This window comes from Streptomyces sp. NPDC026377 (genome assembly GCF_055567715.1).
Map to the genome: position 1 here is coordinate 367002 of NZ_JBVHPV010000002.1, position 26323 is coordinate 393324.

Annotated in this window: 17 protein-coding genes; 4 read left to right on the forward strand and 13 right to left on the reverse strand. The window is 74.1% G+C overall.

The window, feature by feature from the left end; translation table 11 throughout:
• Positions 1–200 precede the first annotated feature (200 nt).
• On the forward strand, positions 201–443 hold the full coding sequence (locus ACZ4MU_RS05765) for a mycoredoxin (protein WP_358836176.1): 243 nt from the start codon (positions 201–203) through the stop codon (positions 441–443).
• A 93-nt stretch (positions 444–536) separates the two neighbouring features.
• Here ACZ4MU_RS05765 and nudC read toward each other — a convergent pair whose 3' ends face one another.
• The 7 genes from nudC to ACZ4MU_RS05800 all read right to left on the reverse strand — a co-directional run bounded on the left by nudC (position 537) and on the right by ACZ4MU_RS05800 (position 11775).
• Positions 537–1499 carry an NAD(+) diphosphatase gene (nudC, locus tag ACZ4MU_RS05770; protein WP_467871384.1) on the reverse strand — a complete coding sequence of 321 codons (963 nt, stop codon included), beginning with the start codon at positions 1497–1499 and terminating at the stop codon, positions 537–539.
• Between the two features lie 76 nt (positions 1500–1575).
• Positions 1576–2994, reverse strand: coding sequence for a dipeptidase (locus ACZ4MU_RS05775; protein WP_467871387.1), 1419 nt, complete (start codon positions 2992–2994; stop codon positions 1576–1578).
• Between the two features lie 10 nt (positions 2995–3004).
• The gene (locus ACZ4MU_RS05780; protein WP_467871390.1) at positions 3005–6841 is read right to left on the reverse strand and encodes a UvrD-helicase domain-containing protein; all 3837 of its coding nucleotides are present in this window, start codon (positions 6839–6841) and stop codon (positions 3005–3007) included.
• Positions 6842–7010: 169 nt separating this feature from the next.
• Entirely contained in the window at positions 7011–7436 is a 426-nt protein-coding gene (locus ACZ4MU_RS05785) for a hypothetical protein (RefSeq protein ID WP_467871393.1), read from the reverse strand.
• On the reverse strand, positions 7433–7582 hold the full coding sequence (locus ACZ4MU_RS05790) for a hypothetical protein (protein ID WP_467871395.1): 150 nt from the start codon (positions 7580–7582) through the stop codon (positions 7433–7435). The genes ACZ4MU_RS05785 and ACZ4MU_RS05790 overlap by 4 nt, the downstream gene beginning before the upstream one ends.
• 84 nt (positions 7583–7666) lie before the next feature.
• Entirely contained in the window at positions 7667–11179 is a 3513-nt protein-coding gene (locus ACZ4MU_RS05795) for an ATP-dependent helicase (protein WP_467871398.1), read from the reverse strand.
• 152 nt (positions 11180–11331) lie between these two features.
• Entirely contained in the window at positions 11332–11775 is a 444-nt protein-coding gene (locus tag ACZ4MU_RS05800; protein ID WP_467872242.1) for an MGMT family protein, read from the reverse strand.
• Positions 11776–12008: 233 nt separating this feature from the next.
• On the opposite strand from ACZ4MU_RS05800, the gene ACZ4MU_RS05805 reads away from it, so the two are divergent.
• The 3 genes from ACZ4MU_RS05805 (at position 12009) to ACZ4MU_RS05815 (ending at position 18244) form a co-directional block, all read left to right on the forward strand.
• Positions 12009–14906, forward strand: a complete 2898-nt coding sequence (locus tag ACZ4MU_RS05805) for a lysylphosphatidylglycerol synthase transmembrane domain-containing protein (RefSeq protein WP_467871401.1) — start codon at positions 12009–12011, stop codon at positions 14904–14906.
• Between the two features lie 81 nt (positions 14907–14987).
• Positions 14988–16547, forward strand: coding sequence for an alpha/beta hydrolase (locus tag ACZ4MU_RS05810; RefSeq protein ID WP_467871404.1), 1560 nt, complete (start codon positions 14988–14990; stop codon positions 16545–16547).
• Between the two features lie 140 nt (positions 16548–16687).
• Positions 16688–18244, forward strand: coding sequence for an alpha/beta hydrolase (locus ACZ4MU_RS05815; RefSeq protein WP_467871406.1), 1557 nt, complete (start codon positions 16688–16690; stop codon positions 18242–18244).
• Between the two features lie 41 nt (positions 18245–18285).
• Here the strand turns inward: ACZ4MU_RS05815 and ACZ4MU_RS05820 are convergent, their stop codons facing one another.
• The 6 genes from ACZ4MU_RS05820 to ACZ4MU_RS05845 all read right to left on the reverse strand — a co-directional run bounded on the left by ACZ4MU_RS05820 (position 18286) and on the right by ACZ4MU_RS05845 (position 26153).
• Entirely contained in the window at positions 18286–18777 is a 492-nt protein-coding gene (locus ACZ4MU_RS05820; RefSeq protein WP_467871409.1) for a hypothetical protein, read from the reverse strand.
• 120 nt (positions 18778–18897) lie between these two features.
• Positions 18898–20076: an adenylyltransferase/sulfurtransferase MoeZ gene (moeZ, locus tag ACZ4MU_RS05825; protein WP_467871412.1), complete on the reverse strand. Its 1179-nt coding sequence runs from the start codon at positions 20074–20076 to the stop codon at positions 18898–18900.
• 63 nt (positions 20077–20139) lie between these two features.
• Positions 20140–20889 (reverse strand): spherulation-specific family 4 protein, encoded by a 750-nt coding sequence (locus ACZ4MU_RS05830; protein ID WP_467871416.1) that lies wholly within the window; start codon positions 20887–20889, stop codon positions 20140–20142.
• Positions 20877–21848: an NAD-dependent epimerase/dehydratase family protein gene (locus ACZ4MU_RS05835; protein WP_344075203.1), complete on the reverse strand. Its 972-nt coding sequence runs from the start codon at positions 21846–21848 to the stop codon at positions 20877–20879. The genes ACZ4MU_RS05830 and ACZ4MU_RS05835 overlap by 13 nt, the downstream gene beginning before the upstream one ends.
• A gap of 82 nt (positions 21849–21930) precedes the next feature.
• Entirely contained in the window at positions 21931–22986 is a 1056-nt protein-coding gene (locus ACZ4MU_RS05840) for a hypothetical protein (RefSeq protein WP_467871419.1), read from the reverse strand.
• A gap of 476 nt (positions 22987–23462) precedes the next feature.
• The gene (locus ACZ4MU_RS05845; protein WP_467872245.1) at positions 23463–26153 is read right to left on the reverse strand and encodes a DUF3492 domain-containing protein; all 2691 of its coding nucleotides are present in this window, start codon (positions 26151–26153) and stop codon (positions 23463–23465) included.
• Positions 26154–26323 lie beyond the last annotated feature (170 nt).

Genomic DNA, 26323 nt, shown 5'->3' on the forward strand with positions numbered 1-26323 from the left:
GAGGAGTGCGTTGCTGATGTCACCCCGCCATGCTGCCAGGTCGGCGGAGGCCCACGGGACGCGTTGTCCACAGGGGGCGGGATTAGTCGTACTGGCGCGGGAATGGCGGGGCGGTCGCGTAGGTTCAATGCCTTGGCGTTCACCCGTCGAGCCGAACAACCGCGCCGAGCAATCGGGCCGAACATGAGGAGTGCGAGAGCATGCCGGGCACTGTGACGATGTACAGCACCACGTGGTGCGGCTACTGCCGCCGGCTGAAGAGCCAGATGGACCGCGAGGGCATCACGTACAACGAGATCAACATCGAGCAGGACCCGGAGTCGGCGGCCTTCGTCGAGAAGGCCAACGGGGGCAACCAGACGGTGCCGACCGTGCTCTTCCCCGACGGCTCGACCCTGACGAACCCCTCGCTCGCCCAGGTCAAGCAGAAGATCGGCGTCTGATCCGCGCCGCTGCTCCGCCACCGCGCGCGTGGATCGCGTAGCCAGGGCCCCCACCGCGCAGGTGGGGGCCTTTCACGTGCCCGGGGCCGGGGCTCAGTGCGTGGGCCGGGGCAGCGGCTTGCCGTACCAGAGCTCGATGAGGCGGGCCGCGATGGAGATGCCGTAGGGCGGCAGGACCTCGCCGGACTCGAAGGCGGCGCGCAGGTCCTCGCGGGAGAACCAGCGGGCCTCGTGGATCTCCTCGCCGTCCACGTTGATCTCGGACGACGTGGCCTGCGCCATGAAGCCGAGCATCAGGCTGGAGGGGAAGGGCCACGGCTGGCTGGCGACGTACTCGACCTCACCGACCGTGACGCCCGCCTCCTCGAAGACCTCGCGGCGCACCGACTGCTCGATGGACTCACCGGGCTCGACGAAGCCCGCCAGGGTCGAGAAGCGGCCCTCCGGCCAGTGCACCTGGCGGCCCAGCAGCGCGCGGTCCTGCTCGTCCGTGACCAGCATGATCACGGCCGGGTCGGTGCGCGGGTAGTGCTCGGCGCCGCACGCCTGGCAGCGGCGGATGTGGCCGGCGGCGGCGATCACCGTGCGCTCGCCGCAGCGCGAGCAGAAGCGGTGGAGCCGCTGCCAGTTCTCCAGGGCGACCGCGTGGACCATCAGGCCGGTGTCCCGCGGTGACAGCAGCAGCCCGGCCTCGCGCAGGCCCGCCGCGCGCGCGGACTGGTCCATCCGGCCCGGCAGGGAGTCCTTCTGGAGCGCGAAGTAGCTGACGCCGTCGTCGTCGGTGCCCAGGAAGTAGCGGTGGGTCTCGGTGACGGGGGCCTCGAAGGCCGGGGTCATCACCAGTTCCGTACGGCCGTCGGGGGTGTCGTCGATCAGGACCTGCCCGCCGGAGACCACGAAGACCCTGGTCGTCGGGTGGCTCCAGGCAGCGGCCAGCCAGGCCTCGTCCAGGCGGTGGTGGGCCGCGCGGTCGATGCCGCTGGCCTCGGTGAGGCTGATGGGTGTGGTGAGGCCGATCGGCCGGTCCGCGGCGGCCTCACTGCTGGTGGTGCTCACAGGTGCTTCCAACTCCCCCGGGTGGATGGGTGCGGCGGTGTTCGTTCGGCGGTGGTGGCGCGGGGCACGCGGGTGCTCACAGCCGTACGGCGGCGAGGTCGCCCCACAGGTGGGCGGTGGTCTCGACGCCCTTGAGGAGGAGGTCGACCTCGACCTTCTCGTTGGGCGCGTGCCAGCCGTCGGACGGGACGGAGATCCCCAGGAAGAGCACCGGGGCGCCGAGCACGTCCTGGAGGTCGGCGGCCGGCCCGGAGCCGCCCTCGCGCGTGAAGCGGACCTTCTGGCCGAAGGCGCGTTCCATGGAGCGCACGACGGACCGCAGCGCCGGGTGGTCCAGTGGCGTCAGACACGGGCGGGTGCCGGCGCTGAAGGCGATCTCGTGCCGGATGCCGTCCGGGACCTGGGCGGCGGCCCACTCGGTGACCAGCTTCTCGATCCGGTCCGGGTCCTGCCCGGCGACCAGCCGGAACGACAGCTTCACCATCGCCGAGGAGGGGACGACCGTCTTGCCGCCGGGGCCCTGGTAACCCCCGCCGATGCCGTTGACCTCGGCGGTGGGCCGGGCCCACACGCGCTCGAGCGTCGAGTATCCGGCCTCGCCGTGGGCGGCGCGGGACTTGGCCGTACGCAGCCACTCGGCCTCGTCGAAGGGCAGCTCGGCGACGAGCTCGCGCTCGGCGTCCGTGAGCTCCGCCACGCCGTCGTAGAAGCCGGGCACGGCGACCCGCTCGTCGGCGTCGTGCAGCGCCGCGACCAGCCGGGCGGCGGCAGTGGCGGGGTTGGGCACGGCGCCGCCGAAGGAGCCGGAGTGGATGTCCTGGTCCGGTCCGTACAGCCGGATCTCGCACTCCGCGAGGCCGCGCATGCCCGTGCACACCGTGGGCGTCGTCTCCGACCACATGCCGGTGTCGGAGACGATCACGGCGTCGGCGGCGAACCGGTCGGCGTGCGCCTCGACGAGGGCACGGAAGTGCGGCGAGCCGGACTCCTCCTCGCCCTCGACCAGGAGCTTCAGGTTGACCGCGGGGGCGGTGCGGCCGGTGGCGGCGAGGTGCGCCCGTACGCCCAGGGTGTGGAAGAACACCTGGCCCTTGTCGTCGGCCGCGCCCCGCCCGTACAGCCGTCCGTCGCGCAGTTCGGGCTCGAAGGGCTTGGTGTGCCAGCCGTCCTCGCGCGCGGCGGGCTGCACGTCGTGGTGGCCGTAGACCAGGACGGTGGGGGCCTCCGGGTCGCCGGAGGGCCACTCCGCGTAGACGGCCGGGGCGCCCGGAGTCGTGAGGATCTCGGCGACCGGGAAACCGGTCTCCTTGAGCTTGGCGGCCAGCCACTCGGCGCTGCGCCGTACGTCGCCGTCGTGCTCGGGCTGGGCCGACACGGACGGGATCCGCAGCCACTGGGCGAGGTCGTCGAGGAAGGCGGCGCGGTGCTGCTCGATGTACGCGCGCACCGTGTCGTCGGCTGCGGTGTGGACGGCGCTGTCCGGGGTCTCGCTCATGCCATGGAGCCTATCCGGCCGGTGGTGGTGGCTCGCCCGCCGGTGTCCCGGCCGGGCCCCTCCCGCGCGCGAGGGCGGCCTCCTCGCGCGCGTGGCCGCTCCCGGCCCCGCCGCGGCCCTGCCCGAGCAGGATGCGCTCCAGCTCGGCGCGGCCCGGGAGGCGGGCGGGGCGGACCGTCTCCCCGGTGCGTACGTAGAGGAAGGCGGCGGTGACGGACTCCAGCGGGATGCCGTGCTGCTCGGCCCAGGCGAGGCGGTAGACGGCGAGCTGGAGCGGGTCGCCGGTGGCGCCGCGGCCGGTCTTCCAGTCGACGATCTCGTACGTGTCCGGCCGCTCGCCCCGGTAGACCGCGTCGATACGGCCGCGGACCACCCGGCCCGCCAGCGTGACCTGGACGGGCGCTTCGGTGCGGAAGGGGGTGCGCCGGGCGTACGGGGAGCGCTCGAACGCCTCCTTGAGGGCCGCCAGGTCGCGCTCGTCCGCGATGTCCGCGTCGCGCTCGTCGCCGCCGGGGAGCTCGTCGGGGCCGAGCATGGGCAGCGGCAGCTCCTCGAAGCGGGACTCCACCCAGGCGTGGAAGCGGGTGCCGCGGCGGGCGGCGGGCTGCGGCGGCTTCGGCATCGGGCGGGCCAGCTCCTGGGCGAAGCCGTCCGGGTCCGCCGCGAGCCGCAGCAGGTCCGAGGCGGTGAGCGAGGCCGGCACCGGCACCTCGTGGCTGGTGGCGCGGGCGCGGCGGAGCTCGGCGGTGAGGGCCTCCAGGTCGCGGTCCCAGGAGGCGATGGCCCGGCGCTCCTCGGGGGTGAGGACGCGGTGGTCCCCGGGGGCGGTGTCGGGGCGGGTGTGCTGGACGGGCACATCGGGGCGGGGGCGGGGGGCTGCGGGGCTGTCGGCCGGGCCGTCCGCCGGGGCCGGGCGCTGGGTCGGGAGGGCGTCCCAGCCGTCCTCCAGGAGGGCGAGGTCGTCGAGGGCGTCGAGGTCGTCGAAGGCGCCGGGGGAGGCTGCGGCGTCGTTGGCGTCGGGGGGCGTGGTCGCCTGCCCCGCCGTCGTCCCGTCCTGAGTCTCGTCCACCGCCCCGTGCATCGGTCCGTGCATCGGTCCGTCTCCCGGCTCGTCGGGCGGGAAGGGGCCGTCCTCGTCGAAACCGGGATCGAAATCAGGGTCGAAGCCGTGGTCGAAACCGGGATCGAAGCCCGGGTCGAAGGCGAAGGGGTCGTCGGCGAACCCGTCCTCGTACGGGACGTACGGAAGGTCCGCCTCCGCCTCGCGCGCGTGGTGCGGCTCTTCCGTGCCCACCGCGTCCAGGTGGGCCAGGACCGTCTCCGCCGCCGCCCGTCGGCGCGCCAGGGACGTGGGGTCGAGCGGGAGCGGCCACGCGTGCGTGGCGGCGGACTCGCCCAGGGCGGGGTTCTCGGCGCCCTCGGCCGGGGCGTCCGCCCACGCCTCGATCTCGCCGTGCCCCGCCTCGCAGTGGGCGTACAGCGCGTGCAGGAACTCGGACGGGCCCCGCGGCTTCTTCTGGCTCGGACCCCACCAGTGGCCCGAGCCGAGCAGCAGCGAACGGGGGCGCGTGAAGGTCACGTAGCCCAGGCGCAGTTCCTCGGTGTGCTGGTGCTCCTTCAGCTCCTCCTTGAAGGCCTTGATGCCCTTGGCGTCCCACTCCGCAGTGGCCGGGAGGGTCGGGGCGTCGCCGCGCAGGGCGTGCGGCAGGACCTTGGCCTGTGCCGTCCAGGCCTCCCGCGGCTGGGTGGAGGGGAAGACTCCGTTGACCAGACCGGGGACGGCGACCACGTCCCACTCAAGTCCCTTGGACTTGTGGGCGGTGAGCACCTTCACCGTGTTCTCCCCGCCGGGCAGGGCGTTGTCCAGGCCCTTCTCATACTGGGCGGCGGTGCGCAGGAAGCCGAGGAAGGCCAGGAGCGAGGCCTCGCCGTCGAGGGCCGCGAAACCGGCCGCTATGTCGAGGAAGTTGCCCAGGGTCTCGCGGCGGCGCGCGGCCAGGGCGTGCGGTGAGGCCGACAGCTCGACCTCCAGGCCGGTCGTGGTCAGTACGCGGTGGAGCACGTCCATGAGCGAGTCCGCGAGCGAGCGGCGCAGATCGCGCAGCTCGGCGGCGAGCCGGGCGAAGCGGACGCGCGCCTCGGCCGAGAACGGCAGCCCGTCGTCCTCCTCGTCGCCCGCCTCCAGGAAGGTGTCGAGCGCGTCCGCCAGCGAGATCACCTCGGCCGGGTCGACGCCCTCCACGGCGTCCGCGAGCCGCTGGTCCGGGTCGTCGGCCCCGGCCTTCTCGCGCCGTACGAGGCGGCGCGCGCGGCGGCCCAGCAGGGCGAGGTCGCGGGGACCGATGCGCCAGCGCGGGCCGGTCAGGACCCGTACGAGGGAGGCGTTGGCGCCCGGGTCCTGGAGCACCTCGCAGACGGCGACGAGGTCCGCGACCTCCGGCAGGTGCAGCAGCCCGGAGAGGCCGACGACCTCGACGGGGATGTCACGCGCCACGAGCGCGCCCTGGATCTGCGGGAAGTCGCCCGCGGTCCGGCACAGGACGGCGATCTCGCCGGGCTCCTTGCCGGTGCGCACCAGATGGGCGAGGGAGTCGGCGAGCCAGTCGATCTCCTCCTGGTGGGTGTCGAGCAGCGCGATGCGGACCGTGCCGTCGCGCTCGGCGCCGGGGGCGGGGCGCAGCGCCTCCACGCCCGCGTGCATCGCGCGCAGCGGCGCGGCCAGCGAGTTGGCGAGGTCGAGCAGACGGCCGCCGCTGCGGCGGTTCTCGCTGAGCGAGTGGCGGGTGGCGGGGCGGCCGTCCTCGTACGGGAAGTGGCGGGGGAAGTCGTCGAGGTTGGCCACCGAGGCGCCGCGCCAGCCGTAGATGGCTTGGCAGGGGTCGCCCACGGCGGTCACCGCGTGTCCGGTCCCCTCGCCGAACAGGGCGGCGAGCAGCCGGCGCTGGGCGACCGACGTGTCCTGGTACTCGTCGAGCAGCACGACGCGGAACTCGTCGCGCAGGATCCGGCCGACCTCGGGGCGGGTGAGGGCGAGCTCGGCGGAGAGCGCGATCTGGTCACCGAAGTCGAGCAGGTCGCGGGACTTCTTCGCATCCCGGTAACGCTCGGTGAGGTCGAGGAGTTCCAGCCGCCCCTCGGCCGCCTCGGGCACCTTGCGCAGATCGGCGTTGCTGAGCTTCGCGCCCTCCAGGGCCCGCAGCAGCTCCCGGTCGTACGCCCGCAGCTCCTGGGGGCTTACCAGGTGCTCGGCGAGCTCCGCGTCCAGTGCCAGCAGGTCGCTGACGAGGGAGGCGAAGGACTTGGTCAGCGCCGGGTACGGCCCCGGGGCCTCGCGCAGGACACGGGCCGCGAGCTGGTAGCGGGTGGCGTCGGCGAGCAGCCGGGAGGTGGGTTCGAGCCCTATGCGCAGGCCGTGGTCGGCCAGGAGCTGTCCGGCGAACGCGTGGTACGTCGAGATGCGGGGCTCGCCCGGGGGGTTGTCCGGGTCGATCGCGTCCGGATCGGTGATGCCCGCGCGGACCAGGGCCGTACGCACGCGCTCGGCGAGCTCGCCCGCGGCCTTGTTGGTGAAGGTCAGCCCGAGGACCTGCTCGGGGGCGACCTGCCCGGTGCCGACCAGCCAGACCACCCGGGCCGCCATCACGGTGGTCTTCCCGGACCCGGCGCCGGCCACGACGACCTGCGGGGCGGGCGGGGCGGTGATGCACGCCGTCTGCTCCGGGGTGAACGGGATGCCGAGGAGCTCCTTGAGCTCCTCGGGGTCGGTGAGGAGGGACACCCCAGAGAGGCTAACGGGGACCACTGACAACGACGGTCCCCGTCGGGGCCGGTGTGACGCTCCCCGCATCGGCGCGGGGAGGCCACGGGCGACCCGTGCGGCCCGTGCCGGGAGCGGGGCGACCCGTGCCGGGAGCGGGCGAGCCTGCTGGGAGCGGGGTGGGCCCGGCAGGGGCGCACGGGCCTGCCGGGAGCGGGCGGCGCCGGGTCGGCGGGCGGCGGGCGCCGCCCGCCGGGGGTCAGACCTTCAGGCCGTCGGTCTCTTCCGAGCCCGAGCCGCCGCCCGGCTTCATGCCGAGCTTCTCCAGGTCCATGACCTGGTCGGCGGGCGGAGCGGTGATCGTCACCGGCTTGTCGTAGTCGCTGAAGGTGACGGTGCCGGGTTCGTCGCCGCCGGTCTCGGCGACCTTCAGCAGATGCGCCGGCCCCCGCTTGGCGACGTACATCGTCACGGCGGATCCGTCGCTCTTCTTCTTGGTGAGGGTGACGGCGGGCACACCGGCGACGACGGTGTCGGCGCCCTTGGTCATCCCCGTGCGGTCGGCCTTGTCGTCGTCCATGCCGGAGACGAGCTCGGAGAGCACGCAGAACTGGCCCATGTCGTCGCCGGAGCTCTTGCCGTGGCGCTTCTTGGACTTCGAGGGCGCCTCCGTGGGCATCTTCATCCAGCGGCCCTTGAGGAGCTCGACCCCTTCGCGGCCACGGAGACGCCCTTGGCCCCGTCGCCGCCCTCCTTGCCGCACCCGGCGAGGCCGGCGACAGCGGTCGTACCGACCACCGCGACGACCAGGGCATTCCGACTGACCCGCATCTGTCTCTCCTCATGACTGGTGAACGGGAGACATCATGCGCCTGAGGTGCCCCTGTCAGTACAGCGGCCCCCTGTTCCACAACGTCACTCCAGCACCTGCCGTCCCTCCGGCAGGGCGGAGCACGACGTACGGAAGGTGCAGTTCGTGCAGTGCTGGCCCGGGCTCGGGGTGAAGTGTTCGTCGAGGACGCGGCCCGCGGCGGTGGCGAGGAGGTCGCCGACCCACTGCCCCGTCGGCGGCTCCTGCGCCTGGATCTTCGGATACGCCTCGCCGCCCTCCTTCTTGGGCGCGGCCTGGCGCAGATGGACCAGCTCAGCGCCGCCGGGCGCGGGGCGCTCGCCCGCGAACGCCTCGTCGACCGCGCCCCGCTCGACCGCCAGCTGGTAGACCGCCAGCTGCGGATGGGCGGCCACCTCGCTCGCCGTGGGCGCCTGCTTGCCGGTCTTGAAGTCGACGACATAGGCGCGGCCCGCCTCGTCCCGCTCCACGCGGTCCATGGAGCCGCGGATGCGGACCTCGTAGTCGCCCGCCTCCAGCGTCACGTCGAAGTCGTGCTCGGTGGCCACCGGGGTGCGGCCCGTCCGGTCCAGGGTGTGCCAGCGCAGGAACCGCTCCAGCGCCACGCGCGCGTTGCGCTTCTCCTGCTCCGACTTCCAGGGCGCGTCGAAGGCCAGCGCGTCCCACACCGAGTCCAGCCGCTCCATCAGCACGGCCAGATCGGCGGGCGTACGGCCGGAGGCGACCTCGTCGGCCAGTACGTGCACCACGTTGCCGAAGCCCTGGGCCGCGGTCGCGGGCGCGTCGGCCTTCACCTCGCGGCCCAGGAACCACTGGAGCGCACAGGTGTTGGCGAGCTGGTCGAGCGCGCTGCCGGAGAGCACGACCGGGTGATCGCGGTCGCGCAGGGGAACCGCGGAGCGCGTCGGCTCGTTCAACCCCCACCAGCGGTACGGGTGGGCCGCGGGCACCAGCGGCTGGCCCTCGTCGTCGGTGAGGGCGGCGAGGCGGGCGAGACGGCGGGCGGCGGCGTCCCGCAGCGCCTCGGACGCCTCGGGGTCGACCGTGGTGGCGCGCAGCTCCGCCACCAGCGCGGCGACGGCCAGCGGGCGCCGGGGCCGGCCGGTGACGTCCTTCGGCTCCTCGCCGAGCTCGGCGAGGAAGCGGGACGGCTGGTCGCCGTCGTCGGCCGGGGCCCTGACCGCCGTCACCACGAGCCGGTCGCGCGCGCGGGTGGCGGCGACGTAGAAGAGGCGGCGCTCCTCGGCCAGGAGGGCGCCGGGGGTGAGCGGTTCGGCGAGACCGTCGCGGCCGATGCGGTCGGCCTCCAGGAGTGAGCCGCGGCGGCGCAGATCGGGCCAGAGGCCCTCCTGGACGCCCGCGACGACGACCAGGCTCCACTCGAGGCCCTTGGAGCGGTGCGCGGTCATGAGGCGTACGGCGTCGGGGCGCACGGCGCGGCGGGTGAGGGTGTCGGCGGCGATGTCCTGCGCGTCGACCTCCTCCAGGAAGTTGAGCGCGCCCCGGCCGCCGGTGCGCTCCTCGGCGCGCGCCGCGGTGTCGAACAGCGCGCACACGGCGTCCAGGTCGCGGTGCGCGTTGCGGCCCGCCGTGCCGCCGCGCAGCGCCGCCCGTTCGAGGCGCTGGGGCCACGGCGTGCCGTTCCACAGCTCCCACAGGGCCTCGGCCGCGGTGCCTCCGCCCTGGAGGAGTTCGCGCGCCTTGCGCAGCAGCGCGCTCAGACGCTGGGCGCCCCGGGCGTACGCGGGGTCGTGCGCGACCAGCCGCTCCGGCTCGGCGAGCACGCGCGCGAGGAGGACGTCGGAGGGCGGCGGCACCCGGGTGCCCGCGGCCCGCTCCTCGTCGCGCAGGGCCCGGCCGAGACGGCGGATGTCGGCGCTGTCCATGCCGCCGAGGGGCGAGGTGAGCAGGTCGAGCGCGGTCTCGGGGTCGAGCCAGGGGGGCGCGGCGGTGGGGGAGGCGACGGCGGTGGCGGGGGCTGCGGTGTCCGCGGGGGCGCCGGGGGGCGTGTCGTCGTCGGGGGAGGCCTGGCCGTCGACGGACGCCGCGTCCTCCGGGGACGCGGCGCCCCGCGCCTCGCCCCCGTCGCACACCTCACCCTCGTCACCCCCGTCGTCCTCCTCCCCCTCCCCCGCGCCCGCCAGTGCCGCCCGCGCCACCGCGCGCAGGGCCGTCAGCAGGGGCGTCACCGCGGGCTCGTGGCGCAGGGGGATGTCCATGCCGTCCACCTCCACCGGAACGCCCGCCGCCGTCAGGGCCCGGCGCAGGGACGGCAGGGCGCGGGTGCCCGCGCGGGTGAGGACGGCGATGTCGTGCCACGGAACGCCCTCCTCCAGATGGGCGCGCCGGATGATGTCGGCGATGTTCTCCAGCTCCGTGGAGGCAGTCGGGTACGTGTACGCCTCGACGCGCCCGCCCGCGCGGACCGGAGCCAGGTCGCGGTGGGCCCGTACCTTCTCGGACGGCAGACGCGGCAGCGGCATCCGCCGGGTCAGCAGACGGGTCGCCTCCAGCAGCTTCTCGCCGGAGCGGCGGGACGTGGTCAGCACCTCGACCGGTGCCGGGGTGCCGTCCGCCTGCCGGAACGTGTCCGGAAAATCGAGGATCCCGTTGACGTCCGCGCCCCGGAACGCGTAGATCGACTGGTCCGGGTCGCCGAAGGCGACCAGCGTGCGGCCACCGCCCGCGAGGGCCCGCAACAGGCGGACCTGAGCCGGGTCGGTGTCCTGGTACTCGTCGACGAACACCGCGTCGTACGCATCGGCCGGAGCGGGCCCGTGCGGCGGGGCGGAGGAGGAGACGTGGGACGACGTGCCGGAGTGCGGGGGGCGCTCGGCGAGCAGTACCGCCCGGTGGACCAGCTCCGCGTAGTCCAGTACGCCCTGGAGGTCGAGGACATCGAGATATTCGGCCAAGAACGAGGCCGCCGCACGCCAGTCGGGGCGGCCGGTGCGCCGGGCGAAATCGGCCAGCGCGTGCGGCCCCAGGCCCAGCTCGCGGCTGCGGGCGAGCACCGCGCGCACCTCGTCGGCGAAGCCGCGCGTGGTCAGACAGGCGCGCAGCTCGTCGGGCCAGCGCACGGAGGCGAGCCCCTCGCGCTCCAGGCCGATCTGCCCGGCCAGCAGATCGCGGACGGCCACGTCCTGCTCGGGGCCGGACAGCAGCCGCAGCGGCTCCGCGAACAGGTCGGCGTCCTGGTGGGCGCGGACCAGGGCGTAGCAGTAGGAGTGGAAGGTGGTGGCCTGCGGCCCCCGGGCGCCGCCGAGCCGCAGCGCCATGCGGTCGCGGAGCTCGACCGCCGCCTTCCGGCTGAAGGTGAGGACGAGGATGCGCTCGGGGTCGGCCCCGGCCGCCACCCGGGCCGCGACCGCCTCTACCAGCGTGGTGGTCTTGCCGGTGCCCGGACCGGCCAGGACCAGCAGCGGCCCGTGCTCGTGGTCAACCACGGCCCGCTGACGTGCGTCCAGCAAAGGGGGGTCCACCGGCCTCAACGGGGTACGTACCAGTCGGTACGCGCCGGCGGACCGCCGTCGTACCTGGGGGTACGTCGTACGCCCGGTGGAGGAGGAGGAGCTCACGTGGATCGCCGGTCCTGGTGGGTGTGCTGGTGATGAGGGTGCGGACGGGGGCCGTGCCGACTGTCGACGGTACGCCGAAGCGCGGCCGGCACGCAGCGAGTCATCCGTACGGGCCTGCGGCCGCCCCCGGTGGCGTCCGATGGCCGAAGCTGTCAGATATGAGCCGCCTCGCCGCCGACCTCGCGTTCCGCGCCCGTCCGCGCTGCGCCCGCGATGTCCCCGGCACCCGTGGAAAGGCCCCCGGGGCCCGGGTCGCCGCCGTCCCAGCGCGCGCGGCGCATGTCGAGGCGCGGCAGATGCCCCTCGGCGGCGCGGCCCGCCTCGCGCAGCGGTGTGGACTCCTCCCGGTAGTGACCAAGGGCACGCAGCTCGTGGCCGGGCAGCAGCGCGCCGTCCGCGCGCACCACGCGCCACCAGGGCGCGGTGCCCCCGTACAGCGCCATGACGCGGCCGACCTGGCGGGGGCCGCCCTCGCCCAGCCATTCGGCGACGTCCCCGTAGGTCATCACCCGGCCGGGCGGGATCTGCTCGGCGACGTCCAGCACCCTTTCGGCATACTCCGGGAGTTCCGGCAGCTCATCGCTCACCCGGTCCATCCTGCCGTACGCCACCGACAGTGCGGCCGAAAGCGGGCTCCCGCCGGCCGCGCACACCACGGCCACCGGGCGCGCGCCGCACGGCGTACGTCCCCCCGGCGCACCCTGATGCCTCCCGGCGGAGGCCGGTCGTGCCACCATCATGCGGGCGGTGACCGGTGATACGAGAGCACGAAGAGCAGACCGAAGACCAGACCGGCGAGACAGCGGACCAGACGGCGAAGGAGCGGGGCGTGCAGCCACCCGAAGCGGCGGCCGGCAGCACCCCGGAGACGGGGGCGCGGTCCGACGTATCCGCCTCCGACGCCCGGGCCGGCTCCGCGTCCGGCCCGGACGCCCAGGCCCAGGACCCGTCGGGGCCCTCCCCCGCGCCCGGTGCCAGGGCCGTGTCGGTGGCGCCGTCCGGTGCGACGGCCGTCTCCGCGCCGCACGGCTCGGCCCACACGGCACACACGGACTTCGCGGCGTGTGAGAGCGCGGGCGCCATCGAGCGCGTCTCCGTGGACGAACCGCTGCTCCCCGCGCGCGTGCACCGCCCCTCCGACCTCGTACGGCTGATCAGCGGTGTGCTGGCCATCGCGATCGTGCTCACCATCGCCGCCATCGCCCACCACACCACCTCCGGCCTCGAACAGGACATCAGCAAGGGCTCGGACCAGGCGCCGGACGTCCTGATCCGGCTGGCCGGTCTGGTCTCCTCCATCGCCGTGCTGATCCTGCCGGTCGCCTTCGCCATCGAGCGGCTGATCAAACGCGACGGGCTGCGCATCGCGGACGGTGTGCTGGCCGCCGTGCTCGCCCACGGCGCCGCCCTCGCCACCGATCTGTGGGTGGCCAAGTCGGCGCCCGAGTCGATCACCAGCGCCCTCACCCAGCAGTCCGGGTCGGGCGGTCTCACCGACCCCGTGCACGGCTATCTGGCGCCGGTGATCGCCTATATGACGGCCGTCGGCATGGCCCGCAGGCCGCGCTGGCGGGTCGCTCTGTGGGCGGTCCTGCTGCTCAACTCCTTCGCGGTGCTCGTCGGCGGCCAGACGACCGCCTTCTCGATCCTCGTCACGGTCCTGATCGGCTGGACCGTGGCGTACGGAACGCTGTACGCGGTGGGCTCGCCCAATGTCCGGCCCACCGGCCAGACCCTCCTCGCCGGACTGCGGAACGTGGGATTCCGGCCGCTCACCGCCATGCGCGCCGAGGACGTCCCGGACTCCATGGAGCAGGGCGACCGGGGCCGGCGCTACTTCGTCACCCTGGAGGACGCGCCGCCGCTCGACGTCACCGTCGTCGACCGCGAGCAGCAGGCCCAGGGCTTCTTCTACCGGGTCTGGCGGCGGCTGACCCTGCGCTCGATCACCACCCGGCGCTCCATCCAGTCGCTGCGCCAGGCCCTGGAGCAGGAGGCGCTGCTGGCGTACGCGGCGATCGCCGCCGGGGCCCACGCCCCGAAGCTCATCGCCACCTCCGAGCTCGGCCCGGACGCCGTGATGCTCGTGTACGAGCACACCGGGGGGCGGTCCCTGGACTCGCTGGACGACGAGGAGATCACCGACGACCTGATGCGCAGCGCCTGGCGGCAGGTCCGCGCGCTGCAGTCGCGGCGCATCGCCCATCGCCGGCTCGCGGGGGACGCGATCCTGGTGGATCGTTCCGGCACCGTCGTCCTCACGGATCTGCGCGGCGGCGAGATCGCCGCGGGGGACGTGGTCCTGCGCATGGACATCGCCCAGCTCCTGGTCACCCTGGGGTTGCGGGTAGGCGCCGAGCGGGCGGTCGCCGCCGCCGTGGAGGTGCTCGGTCCCGACACCGTCGCCGACAGCCTGCCGCTGCTCCAGCCGATCGCGCTGACCCGTTCCACGCGCGCGACGCTGCGCCGTCTGGCGCGCGAGCAGGCGCAGCGCGAGCGCGAGGCCGTCATCGAGGCGTCGCTCGCGGCCAAGGAGGCGCGCGCCGCCGAGGCGGCGGAGACCAGGCGGCGCGAGGCCGCGACGGCGAGCGTCCCCGAGGAGCAGCCGCTCGCCGCGGAGGAGGAGCGCAAGACCGTACGGGCCGAGAACAAGGCCGTCCGCGCCGAGAAGAAGGCCGAGAAGGAGGCCATCGACGAGGCGCTGGAGAACGCGCGCGAGGACGACCTGCTGACCCAGATCCGCGCCCAGGTGCTGCTGATCCGCCCGCAGGCGCCGGTGGAGCCGGTGCGCCTGGAGCGCATCAAGGTGAAGACCCTGCTGACGTTCGTCGCCGGGGCCATCGCCGCGTACTACCTGCTGGTGCAGATCACCCACATCAGGTTCGGCGATCTCGTCGCCAACGCGCAGTGGGGCTGGGTGGCGGCGGCGGTGCTCTTCTCGGCGCTCTCCTACCCGGCGGCGGCGGCGAGCCTGCTGGGCTTCGTCCCCGAGAAGGTGCCCTTCGGACGGGCCGTGATCGCGCAGGTCGCGGGCTCGTTCGTGAAGCTCGTCGCCCCGGCGGCGGTCGGTGGCGTGGCCCTCAACACCCGGTTCCTCCAGCGCGCCGGGGTCCGTCCGGGCCTGGCGGTGGCGAGCGTGGGCGCCTCCCAGCTCTTCGGGCTCGCCTCGCACATCTCGTTGCTGCTGGTGTTCGGTTATGTGACGGGCACCGAGAAGACTCCGGACCTGTCGCCCTCCCGGACCGTGATCGCGGGCCTGCTGACGGCCGCCGTGCTGATCCTGGTGGTCACCGCCATCCCCTTCCTGCGGAAGTTCGTCGTCACCCGGGTGCGGTCGCTGTTCGCCGGTGTGGTGCCGCGCATGCTGGACGTGCTCCAGCGGCCCCAGAAGCTGCTCACCGGCCTCGGCGGCATACTGCTGATCACCGGCACCTTCGTGATGTGCCTGGACGCCTCCATCCGGGCCTTCGGATCGGGCGACAACTCGCTCAGCTACGCGAGCGTGGCGGTCGTCTTCCTCACCGCCAACGCGCTGGGCTCGGCCGCCCCGACGCCGGGCGGTGTCGGCGCGGTGGAGCTGGCCCTCTCCACGGCCCTGACCATCGCGGGCCTGCCGGCCGAGACGGCGGCGTCGGCCGTGCTGCTCTACCGGCTGCTCACCTTCTGGCTGCCGGTGCTGCCGGGGTGGCTGTGCTTCAACTACCTGACCCGCAGGGGCGAGCTCTGACGGCGCCCGGCGCCCGTCGCTGCCACCCGCATGGCCTGCGGTTTCGCGCGGGCCACGGCTGACGGGCCCACGATGGGGAGCATGGAGAACCCCGCAGCCCTGCGTGCCGCCACTGTCGCCACCGCCGCCCTGCTGCTCGCCGCCACCGGATGCTCCGACAGCGGGACCGGGGAGTCGTCCCCGGCGAAGGCCTCGGCGCTGGCCTCCCAGAAGCTGAGCTGGAAGAAGTGCGGCGCGCCCTCCCAGGCGGAGGGGACCGGGGACGCGCCCTCGCCGCCGCCCGGCGGGGGCGAGTGGAAGTGCGCCACCCTGCGCGTGCCCCTCGACTACGACAAGCCCGACGCCGGGTCCGTCGAGCTCGCGCTCATCCGCGCCGAGGCCCTCGACAAGGACCGGCGCATCGGTTCCCTGATCTTCAACTTCGGCGGGCCGGGCGGCTCCGGGGTGACCACCCTGCCCGCCGCCGCGGGCGACTACGACAAACTGAGGGCCCGCTACGACCTGGTGAGCTTCGACCCGCGCGGGGTCGGCTCCAGCGCCCCCGTCCAGTGCGAGAGCGACAGCCAGCTCGACCGCTACTTCGCCCAGGACTTCACCCCCGACGACGCGGCCGAGGAGAAGTCCCTCACCGGCCACATGAAGGCGTTCGCCGCGACCTGCGCGTCCAACTCGGGGCGGGTGCTGCCCCATGTCGGCACCATCAGCGCCGCGCGCGACATGGACCTGATGCGCCAGGTCCTGGGCGACGACAAGCTGTACTACTTCGGCATCTCCTACGGGACCGAACTGGGCGGGGTGTACGCCCATCTGTTCCCCAAGCACGTCGGCCGGGCCGTCTTCGACGCCGTTGTCGACCCCACCAGTACCTCCGAGCAGGGCGCGCTCGGGCAGGCCAAGGGCTTCCAGCTCGCCCTCGACAACTTCGCCCAGGACTGTGTGGACCGGGGCGACCAGTGCCGGCTCGCCGGGTCGAACGTGAAGGAGGTGGAGGCCGGCGTCGTCAAGCTCCTCCGCGATCTCGACAAGCAGCCCATCCCCGGCAGCGGAGTGCGCATGCTGACGCAGACCGAGGCCACCAACGGCATCGCCCAGGCCCTCTACTCCAAGGAGTACTGGCAGCTCCTGGAGCAGGGCGTCGACGAGGCGCAGGGCGGGAACGGCTCCCTGCTGCTCGCTCTCTCGGACGCGATGAACGGCCGGGCCAAGGACGGCACGTACAGCAACATCCAGGCGGCCAACACCGCCATCAACTGTGCTGATTTCAAGGACCGGTACTCACTGGAGCAAACGAAGGCCAAGCTCCCCGAGTTCCGCAAGGTGTCCCCCGTCTTCGGCGACTTCCTCGGCTGGGGCATGATCGGCTGCACCGCCTGGCCCGTGCCGGGCCGGTGGAGCACACCCGACGTGAGCGCGCCCGGCTCGGCGCCCATCGTGGTCGTCGGCAACACCGGCGACCCCGCGACGCCGTACGAGGGTGCCCGGCACATGGTGGAGAAGCTCGGGGCGGGCGTCGGGGTGGAGCTGACGTACAAGGGGCAGGGCCACGGCGCGTACAACAGCGGCAGCAGGTGCGTGCAGGACACGGTGAACACGTATCTGCTGGGCGGCAGGGTCCCGGCGGCCGGGACGGTCTGCACGTAGCTTTGGGCCTTGCGGGGCGGGCTCGCGAGGGCGTTGTCGGTGGGGCGGCCTACGATGACGGGACTTGATTGGTTCGATCCGATTCCGCGGACCGGGCCGGCCTGGCAGGCCGGTCCGCGGCGGGCCTGTGGGGGGCGTCCATGAACAGTCGTGTACGTGTACGGGCAGGAGCGTCGGCCGCCGTCGCCGTGCTGGCGGCCGGGCTGCTGGCGGGCTGCGATTCCGGCGGGAGGAGCGCGGGCCCGAGCGCCCCGCCCAAGAGCACGGCCTCCGCCGCGCCCCGGCCGGGCACGGACGGCAAGGCGCGGGCGCTTCCGCAAGCGCTCACCGGGCAGCGGCCGAAGTGGAGTTCGTGCGCGGGTTCGGGGTGGCAGTGCGCCGAGGTCAAGGTGCCGCTGGACTACACGAAACCGGCCGGTGACACCATTTCCCTCGCGCTCGTGCGCAAGCAGGCGCGTGAGAAGGACAAGCGGATCGGCTCGCTGCTCTTCAACTTCGGCGGCCCCGGCGGCTCGGGCGTCGAGATCCTGCCGCGGGTGGCGAAGACCTACAGCTCCCTCAACTCCCGCTACGACCTGGTGGGTTTCGATCCGCGGGGTGTCGCCAAGAGCTCCGGCGTGGTGTGCCGCGACGACAAGGAGCAGGAGGACTCCGAGCGGCGGATCGACGCCACCCCGGACACCGCGGCCGAGGAGGCGGCCTTCCTCAAGGACGGCGCCGAGGTCGGCGCGGGCTGCGCGCGCCGCTCCGGGAAGGTCCTGCCGTACGTGGCGACGAGCAACGCGGCCCGGGACATGGACCTGCTCCGCCAGGTCCTCGGCGACTCGAAGCTCAACTACTTCGGAATATCGTACGGAACCGAACTGGGCGGCACCTACGCCCACTTGTTCCCGCGCCAGGTGGGGCGCACCGTATTGGACGCGGTGGTCGACCCGACCGCCGACGCGGTGGGCCATGCCCGCAACCAGGCCACCGGCTTCCAGCGGGCACTGGAGGACTATCTGAAGTCGGTCGGCCAGGACCCGAAGCAGGGCACCGAGCGGATCGCCGCGCTGCTCTCGCGGCTCGACGAGCGGCCGCTGCCGACGTCGAGCGGGCGCAAGCTCAACCAGACCCTGGCGCTGACCGGCATCGTCATGCCCCTGTACTCGAAGGAGAACTGGCCCTATCTGACCCAGGCTCTCGCCGAGGCCGACAAGCGCGGGACCGGCAATCTGCTGCTGGCGATGGCCGACTCCTACAACGACCGTTCCCAGGACGGGCACTACGGGACGCAGAGCCACGCGCAGCGGGCGATCTCCTGCGCCGACAGCAGGGTCCGGCCGACCGCCGCGCAGGCAAAGGCGCTGCTGCCCGAGTTCCGGCGCATATCGCCGGTCTTCGGGGAGTTCCTTGCCTGGGACACGGCCGGCTGGTGTGCGAACTGGCCGGTGCCGGGCGAGCGGGACGTGCCGGAGGCGAGCGCCCCGGGGGCGGGCCCGGTCCTGGTGGTGGGCACCACCGGCGACCCGGCGACCCCGTACGAGGGAGCGAGGAAGATGGCGCGGAAGCTGGGCGCGGGAGTGGGGGTGCTGCTCACGAACAAGGGCGAGGGCCACGGCGCGTACACCGAGGGCAACACCTGTGTGCGGCGGACCGTCGACGCGTATCTGCTGGAGGGCAGGGCGCCCGCGGACGGGACCGTCTGCTCGTCCTAGCGGACCGGGCGGGGGCGGGCTCCGGTCCGGCCGGGCGGCCGTCAGGCGCGGGCGCGCTTGAGGGTGCGCAGGATCAGCCACTGGTCGCCCCAGGCCATCGCCGTGCCGAGCACCGCCATCACGACGCCGACGACGAGGCTGCCGCTCTGCGCGCCCATCGCGAGACCGGCGAGGCCGAGGCCGAAGCGGACAGCGAAGCGCAGCGCGAGCAGCCCGAGGGCCAGGAAACGGGTGCGCCTGTTCTTCCAGAGCGCCTTCATGTACCGCATCCGGGCCCTGAGCACGGTGAAGGTGAGGGCGATGTTCGCGGCGGCCACGACCGGGATCAGCCAGTAGACGACCGGGTACGCGCGGGCGATGTCGAAGATCCCGGCGAAGCAGCCGATCAGCGGGAAGTACCAGGCGGGGAGGCCCTTGATCTCCGGCTGCGCACTGCCCGGCGCCTTGTCCCAGGTCTCCGTCCGGGCCTCCGCCGCCTTCGCGGCGACCTGGTTCTCGACTGCCTCGACTGCCTCGACCGCCACCGTGCTCATGACAGTGCCCCCTTCGCGTGCGCTCACCTGCTGACAGATGAAAGCCTCGCTCAGGGGGCACCGGCCACGGCAGAGATGACCGTCCTCGGTCCCGTGGGACAAATGTCCTACGGGCCGGGATCAGTAGACGGGCTTCTCCGGCTCGATCTGGTTGACCCAGCCGATCACGCCGCCGCCGACGTGGACCGCGTCCGCGAAGCCCGCGGACTTCAGGACCGCGAGCACCTCGGCCGAACGCACGCCCGTCTTGCAGTGCAGCACGATGCGCTTGTCCTGCGGCAGGTCCTGGAGGGCGTCGCCCATCAGGAACTCGTTCTTGGGGATCAGCCGGGCGCCGGGGATGGAGACGATCTCGTACTCGTTCGGCTCGCGGACGTCGATGATCTCGATCTTCTCGTCGGCGTCGATCCACTCCTTGAGCTGCTTGGGAGTGATGGTCGAGCCGAGCGCCGCCTCCTGGGCCTCCTCGGACACGACGCCGCAGAAGGCCTCGTAGTCGATGAGCTCGGTGACGGTCGGGTTCTCGCCGCAGACCGCGCAGTCCGGGTCCTTGCGGACCTTCACCTGGCGGTACTGCATCTCCAGGGCGTCGTAGATCATCAGCCGGCCGACGAGCGGCTCGCCGATGCCGGCGAGGAGCTTGATCGCCTCGTTGACCTGGATGGAGCCGATGGACGCGCAGAGCACGCCCAGGACGCCGCCCTCGGCGCAGGAGGGCACCATGCCCGGCGGCGGGGGCTCGGGGTAGAGGCAGCGGTAGCAGGGGCCGTGCTCGGACCAGAAGACCGAGGCCTGGCCGTCGAAGCGGTAGATCGAGCCCCACACGTACGGCTTGTTCAGGAGCACGCACGCGTCGTTGACGAGGTACCGGGTGGCGAAGTTGTCCGTGCCGTCCACGATCAGGTCGTACTGGCTGAAGATGTCCATCACGTTGTCGGCCTCGAGCCGCTCTTCGTGCAGGACCACGTTCACGTACGGGTTGATGCCGAGCACCGAGTCCTTGGCGGACACGGCCTTGGAGCGGCCGATGTCGGCCTGGCTGTGGATGATCTGACGCTGCAGGTTCGACTCGTCGACCTCGTCGAACTCGACGATGCCGAGCGTGCCGACACCGGCGGCGGCCAGGTACATCAGGGCCGGCGAGCCGAGGCCGCCGGCGCCCACGCAGAGCACCTTGGCGTTCTTCAGCCGCTTCTGCCCGTCCATCCCGACATCGGGAATGATCAGATGACGCGAGTACCTGCGGACCTCGTCTACGGTGAGCTCGGCAGCCGGCTCGACCAAGGGTGGCAGCGACACGGAATCTCCGTCGGTCGGTATGTCAGTACGGTTGTTCTCTCCGTAACACTGCCACGCCACTTCTCATTCCGAGATACCTGGTCCGATACGCGAGACGATTTCGTCCCAGTAGCCGGGCAGCGTCTCGAATGGGTTCATTTGTCCCCCCTCGTCGCCCCGGTCGGTGAAGTAGATCGTTCCCGCGCCCTGCCAGCGGGCGATCCGCAGCGCCTCGTCGAGGTGCGTGCGGGGCACTCCGTGGACGAAGTGGCAGAAGCGCTCCGCCGGGTGGTCGGCGGTCCACTCGGCCACCTGGGACCAGCGGTACTCGCTCCAGGGGCCGGTGAAGGTGACCAGTTGGTCGGCGCTCTCCGCGTAGCCCGGGTACGGGTGGGCGCCCTGGCCGAGGACCAGGTGGGCACCCTCGCACAGGGCCCGCAGGGCGGACACCGCGCGCCGCACCCCGGGCAGGTTGTCCCGGTCCGTGGGACAGCGGTCCAGCAGGAAGCCGTCGACGCGGTACCAGTCGACGAAGCGGTGCGCGTCGGAGATCAGCTTCGCGAAGGGGCGCGTGCCGTACGCGGTGTCGAGGTGGCCGAGCACACGGACGCCCGCGTTGCGCAGCTTTCCGGCGGCCTCCAGGCAGTGCGGGTCCGGGCGGGTGCCCGGCCCTTGCGCGACGTTCAGGACCGCCCAGTGCAGCGGGGTGCCGGGCCGGGTCAGCTCGGCCCACTCGACCGGGGCGACCAGGGGGTGCGCGCAGCCGGGGACGCCGAAGCCGAGCCGGTCCGAGGTGGCCGCACGGGGAGCACCGGTGCGGGTCAGATACGGCACGCCGCCTCCATCCAGATGTCGGCCAGGGACTCCTCCAGGTTGATCCGGGGCCGCCAGCCGAGCCGGTCGCGCGCGGTGCGGACGTCGGCCTGCTGCCAGCTGCCGCAGCCGTCGGGGTACGGGGCCGGGGGCGCCGCCAGATGCTCCATGACGGCGTCGGCGGACGGGCGGGGCGCGCCGATGACGCCCGGCCGGAGACCTGGACCGGCGTCCAGTTCGTGCAGCGCGCCGCCGTACCCGGCGACCCGGGCGAGGACGGCGGCGGCGTCGCGCAGCTTGACCGAGCGGCCGGTCCCGATGTTGACGACGCCCTGGGCGGCCGAGAGGGAGGCGGCGTGCACGGCGCGGGCCACGTCGCGCACGTCGACGAAGTCGCGCTGCACCCCGAGCCCGGCGAGCTTGAGTTCGCCGTCGCCGGACTGCATGGCCCGGCGCATCGCCTCGGCGAGGCGGCCGAGCGGGGACCCGGCGGGGGTGCCGGGCCCGACCGGGGAGAAGACCCGCAGCACGATGGCGTCCAGGCCGGAGCCGAGGACCAGTTCGGTCCCGGCGAGCTTGCTCACGCCGTACGGGCCGCCGGGGCGCGGCACCGCGTCCTCGGCGGTGGAGGACCCCGGCTGGGAGGGGCCGTACTCGGAGGCGCAGCCGAGCTGGACGAGCCGGGCGCCGCAGCCGCTGCGGCGCAGGGCCTCGCAGACGGTGGCGACGGCGACCGTGTTGTGCCGGGTCAGCTCGCGGGCGCCGCCACGGGTGGCGCCCGCGCAGTTGATCACGACCCCGGGGTGGACGGCGTCCAGGAAGCGGGTGAGGGCTCCCGGGCTGCCGGAGGCGAGGTCGAACCGTACGTCGGCGTCGTCGCCGCGGCCGAGCGCGGTGAGCTGCACGGCCGGGTCGGCGAGCAGGCGGTCGGCGACGAAACGGCCCAGGTATCCGTTGGCACCGAGCAGTAGCACCCTCATCGCGCGGCCTTTCCGTACGGGCGGCAGCAGGCCGGGGGCAGGGCGGTCATGTGTCTCGTTCTCCTTCGGGCGTGCACGTGGGTCAGTGCGTGTAGTGCTGTTCGGGGGTCGGTGGGTGTACGGAGTGGGCCGAGGCGCGGGCGAGGACCGCGGTGGCCCGGGCGAGGAGGGCGAGGGCGGCGGCGCCGCAGAGGGCCGCCGGGACGGCTCCGGCGCCGCCCGCCTCGACGGCGGCGGTCACCGGGCGGGCGAGCACGTCACAGCCCGGCAGCCGCCCGGCGAGCACCAGCGCGAGTGCGGCGGCCTCCGCGCAGACGGCCGCGCGCAGCCCGGCGGTGGCGGCCGGTGCGTGGCCGTGCAGGGCGAGCAGCCGTGCCAGGAAGAGCAGTGCGCCGGGGGCGGCCGCGGACGCGAACGAGCCGTGCCCGTACGCGAGTCGGCCGGCCAGCAGGACGGCGGCCAGCGCGGCCAGGAACACGGCGACCGCGCCGAGCAGCAGCGGGCGGGAGCGGTCGGCGAACTCCTCAAGTCCCCGGCTGGTGGCGAGGCCGCGCCGGGCGCGTACGGCGAAGAAGCGGGCGCACCAGGTGGCGGGGGCGACGGCCAGGGCGAGGCCGACCGCGGCCGCCGGGTCGGCGCCCCAGCCGTCGGGCGCGCCGGGGCCGCCGTCCGGGCCGCCCGCGATCAGCGCGCCCAGCAGGCCGTTGCCCGCGACGGCGTAGACGGCGAGCCAGAGCGCCCACGGGAGCCCGGCGCCGCGCCCGGTCCGCAGGGGGCCGCACCGGACGGCGTACGCGAGGGCGGCGCCGACCCCTGCGGCTCCGGCCGCGATCACGGCGAGGCGTGCCCCGTCGACGGTGAGCCGGGCCGCCGTCACGGTGAGCGCGCACAGGGCGCCGGGCAGCAGGGCCCGCAGCATCCGGAAGGGCCGTCCGGCGGGCTCGGGCGCGGGTTCCAGGTCGTGGCGCGGCGGTTCGGTGCCGCGCGGCACGCGCGCGTAGAGCTCCTCGGCGAGCGAGAACACGTCCCGGTGCCGGAAACGGGCGGCGGTCCGGTCGGTCAGCCCGTGCGCTTCGAGCCCGGCGGCGATCTCCAGCGGATCGACGGCCCGCTCACACAGCTCCCGGTGCCGGTGCATGAGCGCCTTCACGGGGTCGGCGGGGCCTCTGCGGGGGCGGGGGCTGGGGCTGGGGGGTGTGTCCTTCGCCGCTGTGGCCGTGGCCGTCGCGGTCGCGGGGGGCTCTTCGGGGGTCGCGGGCGTGGGCCGCCGGGGGTTTGGGGATTCTGGGGGCGCCGGGGAATCGGGGGATTCCGGGGAATTCTGGGATGTCTGGGGCTCGGGGGACGTCAGGGGGTTTCGAGCCTCCGTCGTCTTCGGGAGCTTCGCCTCTTCCTCGGTCGTCGGCCCGGCCGTACCCGTCGAACTCTCCTTGCGCGCGCCCGTGTCGGGCCTCGGGATCGGGAGGCGCTGGCCTCGTACGCCCGTGGGGCGCTTGGGGGGCGGGGCGGCGAGCAGGGCCTCCGAGCGGATGTCCCAGGCGCCCGCGCTCCCGGGGGCGCGCGGGAGGTCGTTCTCGGCGGGGCCGTCCGTCGGGCGGGTCGTCGGCGGGAGGGTCATCGGGTCGCCTCCTCGGCAGGCGTGGCGCCGGGACGGCCGGGGCCGGACGGGGCCGGGCCGGTCAGGGCCGTCCAGCTGCCGGGGACGTGGGCCTCGGCCGGGTGGGCGAACGGCACCGGGTCGCCGCTCCCGTCGACGGCCTCCCGCCGCACCGGGCAGTGGGACATCAGCTCCAGGTAAATGCCGCGAAATGCCGCGAGGTTCTGCTCGACGGTGAAGAGCTCCAGGGCGCGGGCGCGGGCTGCGGCGCCGAGCCGTTCACGCCGTTCGGGGTCGCGCAGCAGCGCCAGGCACGCGTCCGCGAGCGCACGCGGGTTGCGCGGCGGGACCACGAGGCCCGTGCCGCCGATGACCTCCACCACCGCGCCCGTGTCCGTGGAGACCGTCGCCCGGCCGCAGAACATCGCCTCGACCAGGCTGACGGGGAAGCCCTCGACGACGCTGGAGAGGACGACGACGCTGCCGCCGGCGTACGCGTCGGCGAGCTCCGGCGCGCCCGGGCCGCCGATCTCCTCGAAGGAGACCGGGTTGTCCCCTATTGCGTGCGCGTCCACGGCCTCGTCGGGGAAGAGCTGGGCGGCGAGGGCACGGCAGTGGGCGAGGTAGGCGGCGGCCTCGGGCGAGAGCGAGGAGGCGGAGGGGGCGGAGGCGCCGTCGAATCCGTGGGGGCCGCCGCCGTAGCCGCCCGAGGGCACCACGCCGCCGCCCCACCCGTATGTGTGGGGGCCGCCGTAGCCGCCCGGGTGCACCGCGCCGCCGCCGTATCCGTCCGCGTACCCCGGTCCGGCGCCGTGCCCCGCGTCGGCGGCGTACGCCGAACCGGCCGCGTAACCAGGCCCGGCCGCGTAACCAGGCCCGGCCGGGTAACCAGGCCCGGTCGCGTAATCAGCGCCGACTGCGTAACGAGGCCCAGCCGCGTAACCAGAGCCCGCCGTATGAGCAGAACCAGCCGCGTGAGCAGAACCAGCCGCGTAATCAGGACCCACTCCATGGCCGGAGCCGGCCGCACAGCCGGAATCGGCCCCGTAGCCAGAACCCGTCCCACAGCCGGAACCCGTCCCGTGCCCGGCGCCCGCCCCATAACCGGAACGCCCCCCACGCCCCCCTCCGGCCCCAAGGCCCGCACTTCCCCGGCACCTCGCCCCTGCGGACCTCCCCCCGCCGAACCCCCCGAACCCCATGCCTCCGCCCGCGAACGCCGCACCGCCGAACGCCACGCCACCGAACGCCGCCCCGCCGAACGGCGCCCCGCCGAACCCGTCCCCGCCGAGGCCCACCGCCCAACCGCCGCCGGAACCACGACCCGTCGAGCCCGAGCCCCCCGACCCACCGAAACAGCCCTCGCCCACCGCACCTCTGCCGCGCCCCGCGCCCGGCGCGTCCCCGTACGGGGCGGCCCCGGGCGTCCGGCCCGCGTAGAAGATCCGCAGGCGGGCGTCCGGTTCCGCGCGCCGGACCTCCGCGAAGGCGTGCAGCAGGGAGATGAGGTCCTTGGTCGGGTCGACGCGGCCGACCCAGACCAGCGTGGTGGGGTCGCCGCCGTCGGCGCCCTCGCCCACCGCCTGGAAGCGGTCGGCGGCCATGCCGGGGTACACCGTGCGCAGCTTGGCGCGGTCGGCGCCGCACTTCTCCTGCCAGCGGCGGGTGTGGGTGTTGCCGGGGGTGATGAGCGCGGCCCGTTCGTACACCTCGGCGGCGAGCCGCCGGTGGAACCCGGCCGTCAGCGCCCGTACCGGGACGCGCGCGCCGCCGGTCGCGAGGTACTCGGCGCGCAGCCGCACCCCGTACTCGGTGACCAGCAGCGGAACCCCGAAGAAGCGTTTGGCCAGCAGGCCCGGGAGGGCGGCGCAACCGCCTCCGGCCGCGTGGCAGAGGTCGACGTCGCCGAGGCCCGCCGCGTCGTACCAGTCGAGCGAGAGGGGGCGCAGGGCGCGTTCCAGGAACTCCGCGAAGGCGAGGTGGTCCGGGATGCGGGCGGCCTGCACCGCGCGGCTCGCGCCGGGGGTGCGGCAGGCGGCCTCCAGGACACGCACGGCCGTCTCGGAGCGCAGGACGGCGGAGAGTCCGCCGTGTTCCAGGGCGAGGTCGGCCAGGCCGTACAGCGCTTCCGCGAACCGCGAGGAGCCGCCGCCCGTGGGGCCGGATCCCAAGGAGCCCGATCCCTTGAGGTCAGCGCCGAGCGCCCCGTTCGCGACGGTCTCGAAGGTGACCGTGAGCGCCCCCGGGTCTCCGCCCTGGCCGGGCGCGCCCACGTCGGCGCCGACCCGACCGCCACGGTCCGGCCGCCGCTGCCCGGGCCCGCCCGCCACCGCGCCCGCCCGCCCCGGCCCGCCGGGCAGCCCGTGCTCGCCGTCCGCCCCGCCCGGCCCGGCCATGCAGATCGCTCCGGCCAGTTCGCGCAGGCACATGGCGAAACGGTCGCGCTCGCGGCGGCCGAGGCGGCGCGAGCGCGGGGAGCGCGTGCGGACGTGCCCCCAGTCCTGCGCGCCCCACAACGGGGCCGTGCGCACCCGGCGGACATGGGGCGGCAGGGCCACCCAGCCGCGTTCCTCCTGCGCCGCCGTGCGGCTCAGCGCGTATATGTCGAACTCGTGCCGCGCGAGCCCGCGCACGAGCCGGTCGCACCACAGTCTGGACTCGCCGGTCGTGAACGGGTATCCCCCGTCGGTGAGCAGTCCGATCCGCACAGTACGCACCCCCGATCTCCCTGGTGGGCGGCCGCCGTTGCACCGGCGACTCGCAGCGGGAAGAACGTAAGCGGATACGGCGGTGGCGCGATGGACGGTTGTCCATCGCGCCACCGGAAGGGGTGAATGCACGTAACTTTCCCACCGCCGTGGCGTTCCGTCGCGCTACG

Coding starts and splice junctions, on each gene's coding strand:
- ACZ4MU_RS05765 (WP_358836176.1), top strand. CDS start 201: ATGCCGGGCACTGTGACGATGTACAGCACCACGTGGTGCGGCTACTGC.
- ACZ4MU_RS05775 (WP_467871387.1), bottom strand. CDS start 2,994: ATGAGCGAGACCCCGGACAGCGCCGTCCACACCGCAGCCGACGACACG.
- ACZ4MU_RS05780 (WP_467871390.1), bottom strand. CDS start 6,841: ATGCGGGGAGCGTCACACCGGCCCCGACGGGGACCGTCGTTGTCAGTG.
- ACZ4MU_RS05785 (WP_467871393.1), bottom strand. CDS start 7,436: ATGAAGATGCCCACGGAGGCGCCCTCGAAGTCCAAGAAGCGCCACGGC.
- ACZ4MU_RS05790 (WP_467871395.1), bottom strand. CDS start 7,582: ATGCGGGTCAGTCGGAATGCCCTGGTCGTCGCGGTGGTCGGTACGACC.
- ACZ4MU_RS05800 (WP_467872242.1), bottom strand. CDS start 11,775: ATGGACCGGGTGAGCGATGAGCTGCCGGAACTCCCGGAGTATGCCGAA.
- ACZ4MU_RS05810 (WP_467871404.1), top strand. CDS start 14,988: ATGGAGAACCCCGCAGCCCTGCGTGCCGCCACTGTCGCCACCGCCGCC.
- ACZ4MU_RS05815 (WP_467871406.1), top strand. CDS start 16,688: ATGAACAGTCGTGTACGTGTACGGGCAGGAGCGTCGGCCGCCGTCGCC.
- ACZ4MU_RS05820 (WP_467871409.1), bottom strand. CDS start 18,777: ATGAGCACGGTGGCGGTCGAGGCAGTCGAGGCAGTCGAGAACCAGGTC.
- ACZ4MU_RS05835 (WP_344075203.1), bottom strand. CDS start 21,848: ATGAGGGTGCTACTGCTCGGTGCCAACGGATACCTGGGCCGTTTCGTC.
- ACZ4MU_RS05840 (WP_467871419.1), bottom strand. CDS start 22,986: ATGCACCGGCACCGGGAGCTGTGTGAGCGGGCCGTCGATCCGCTGGAG.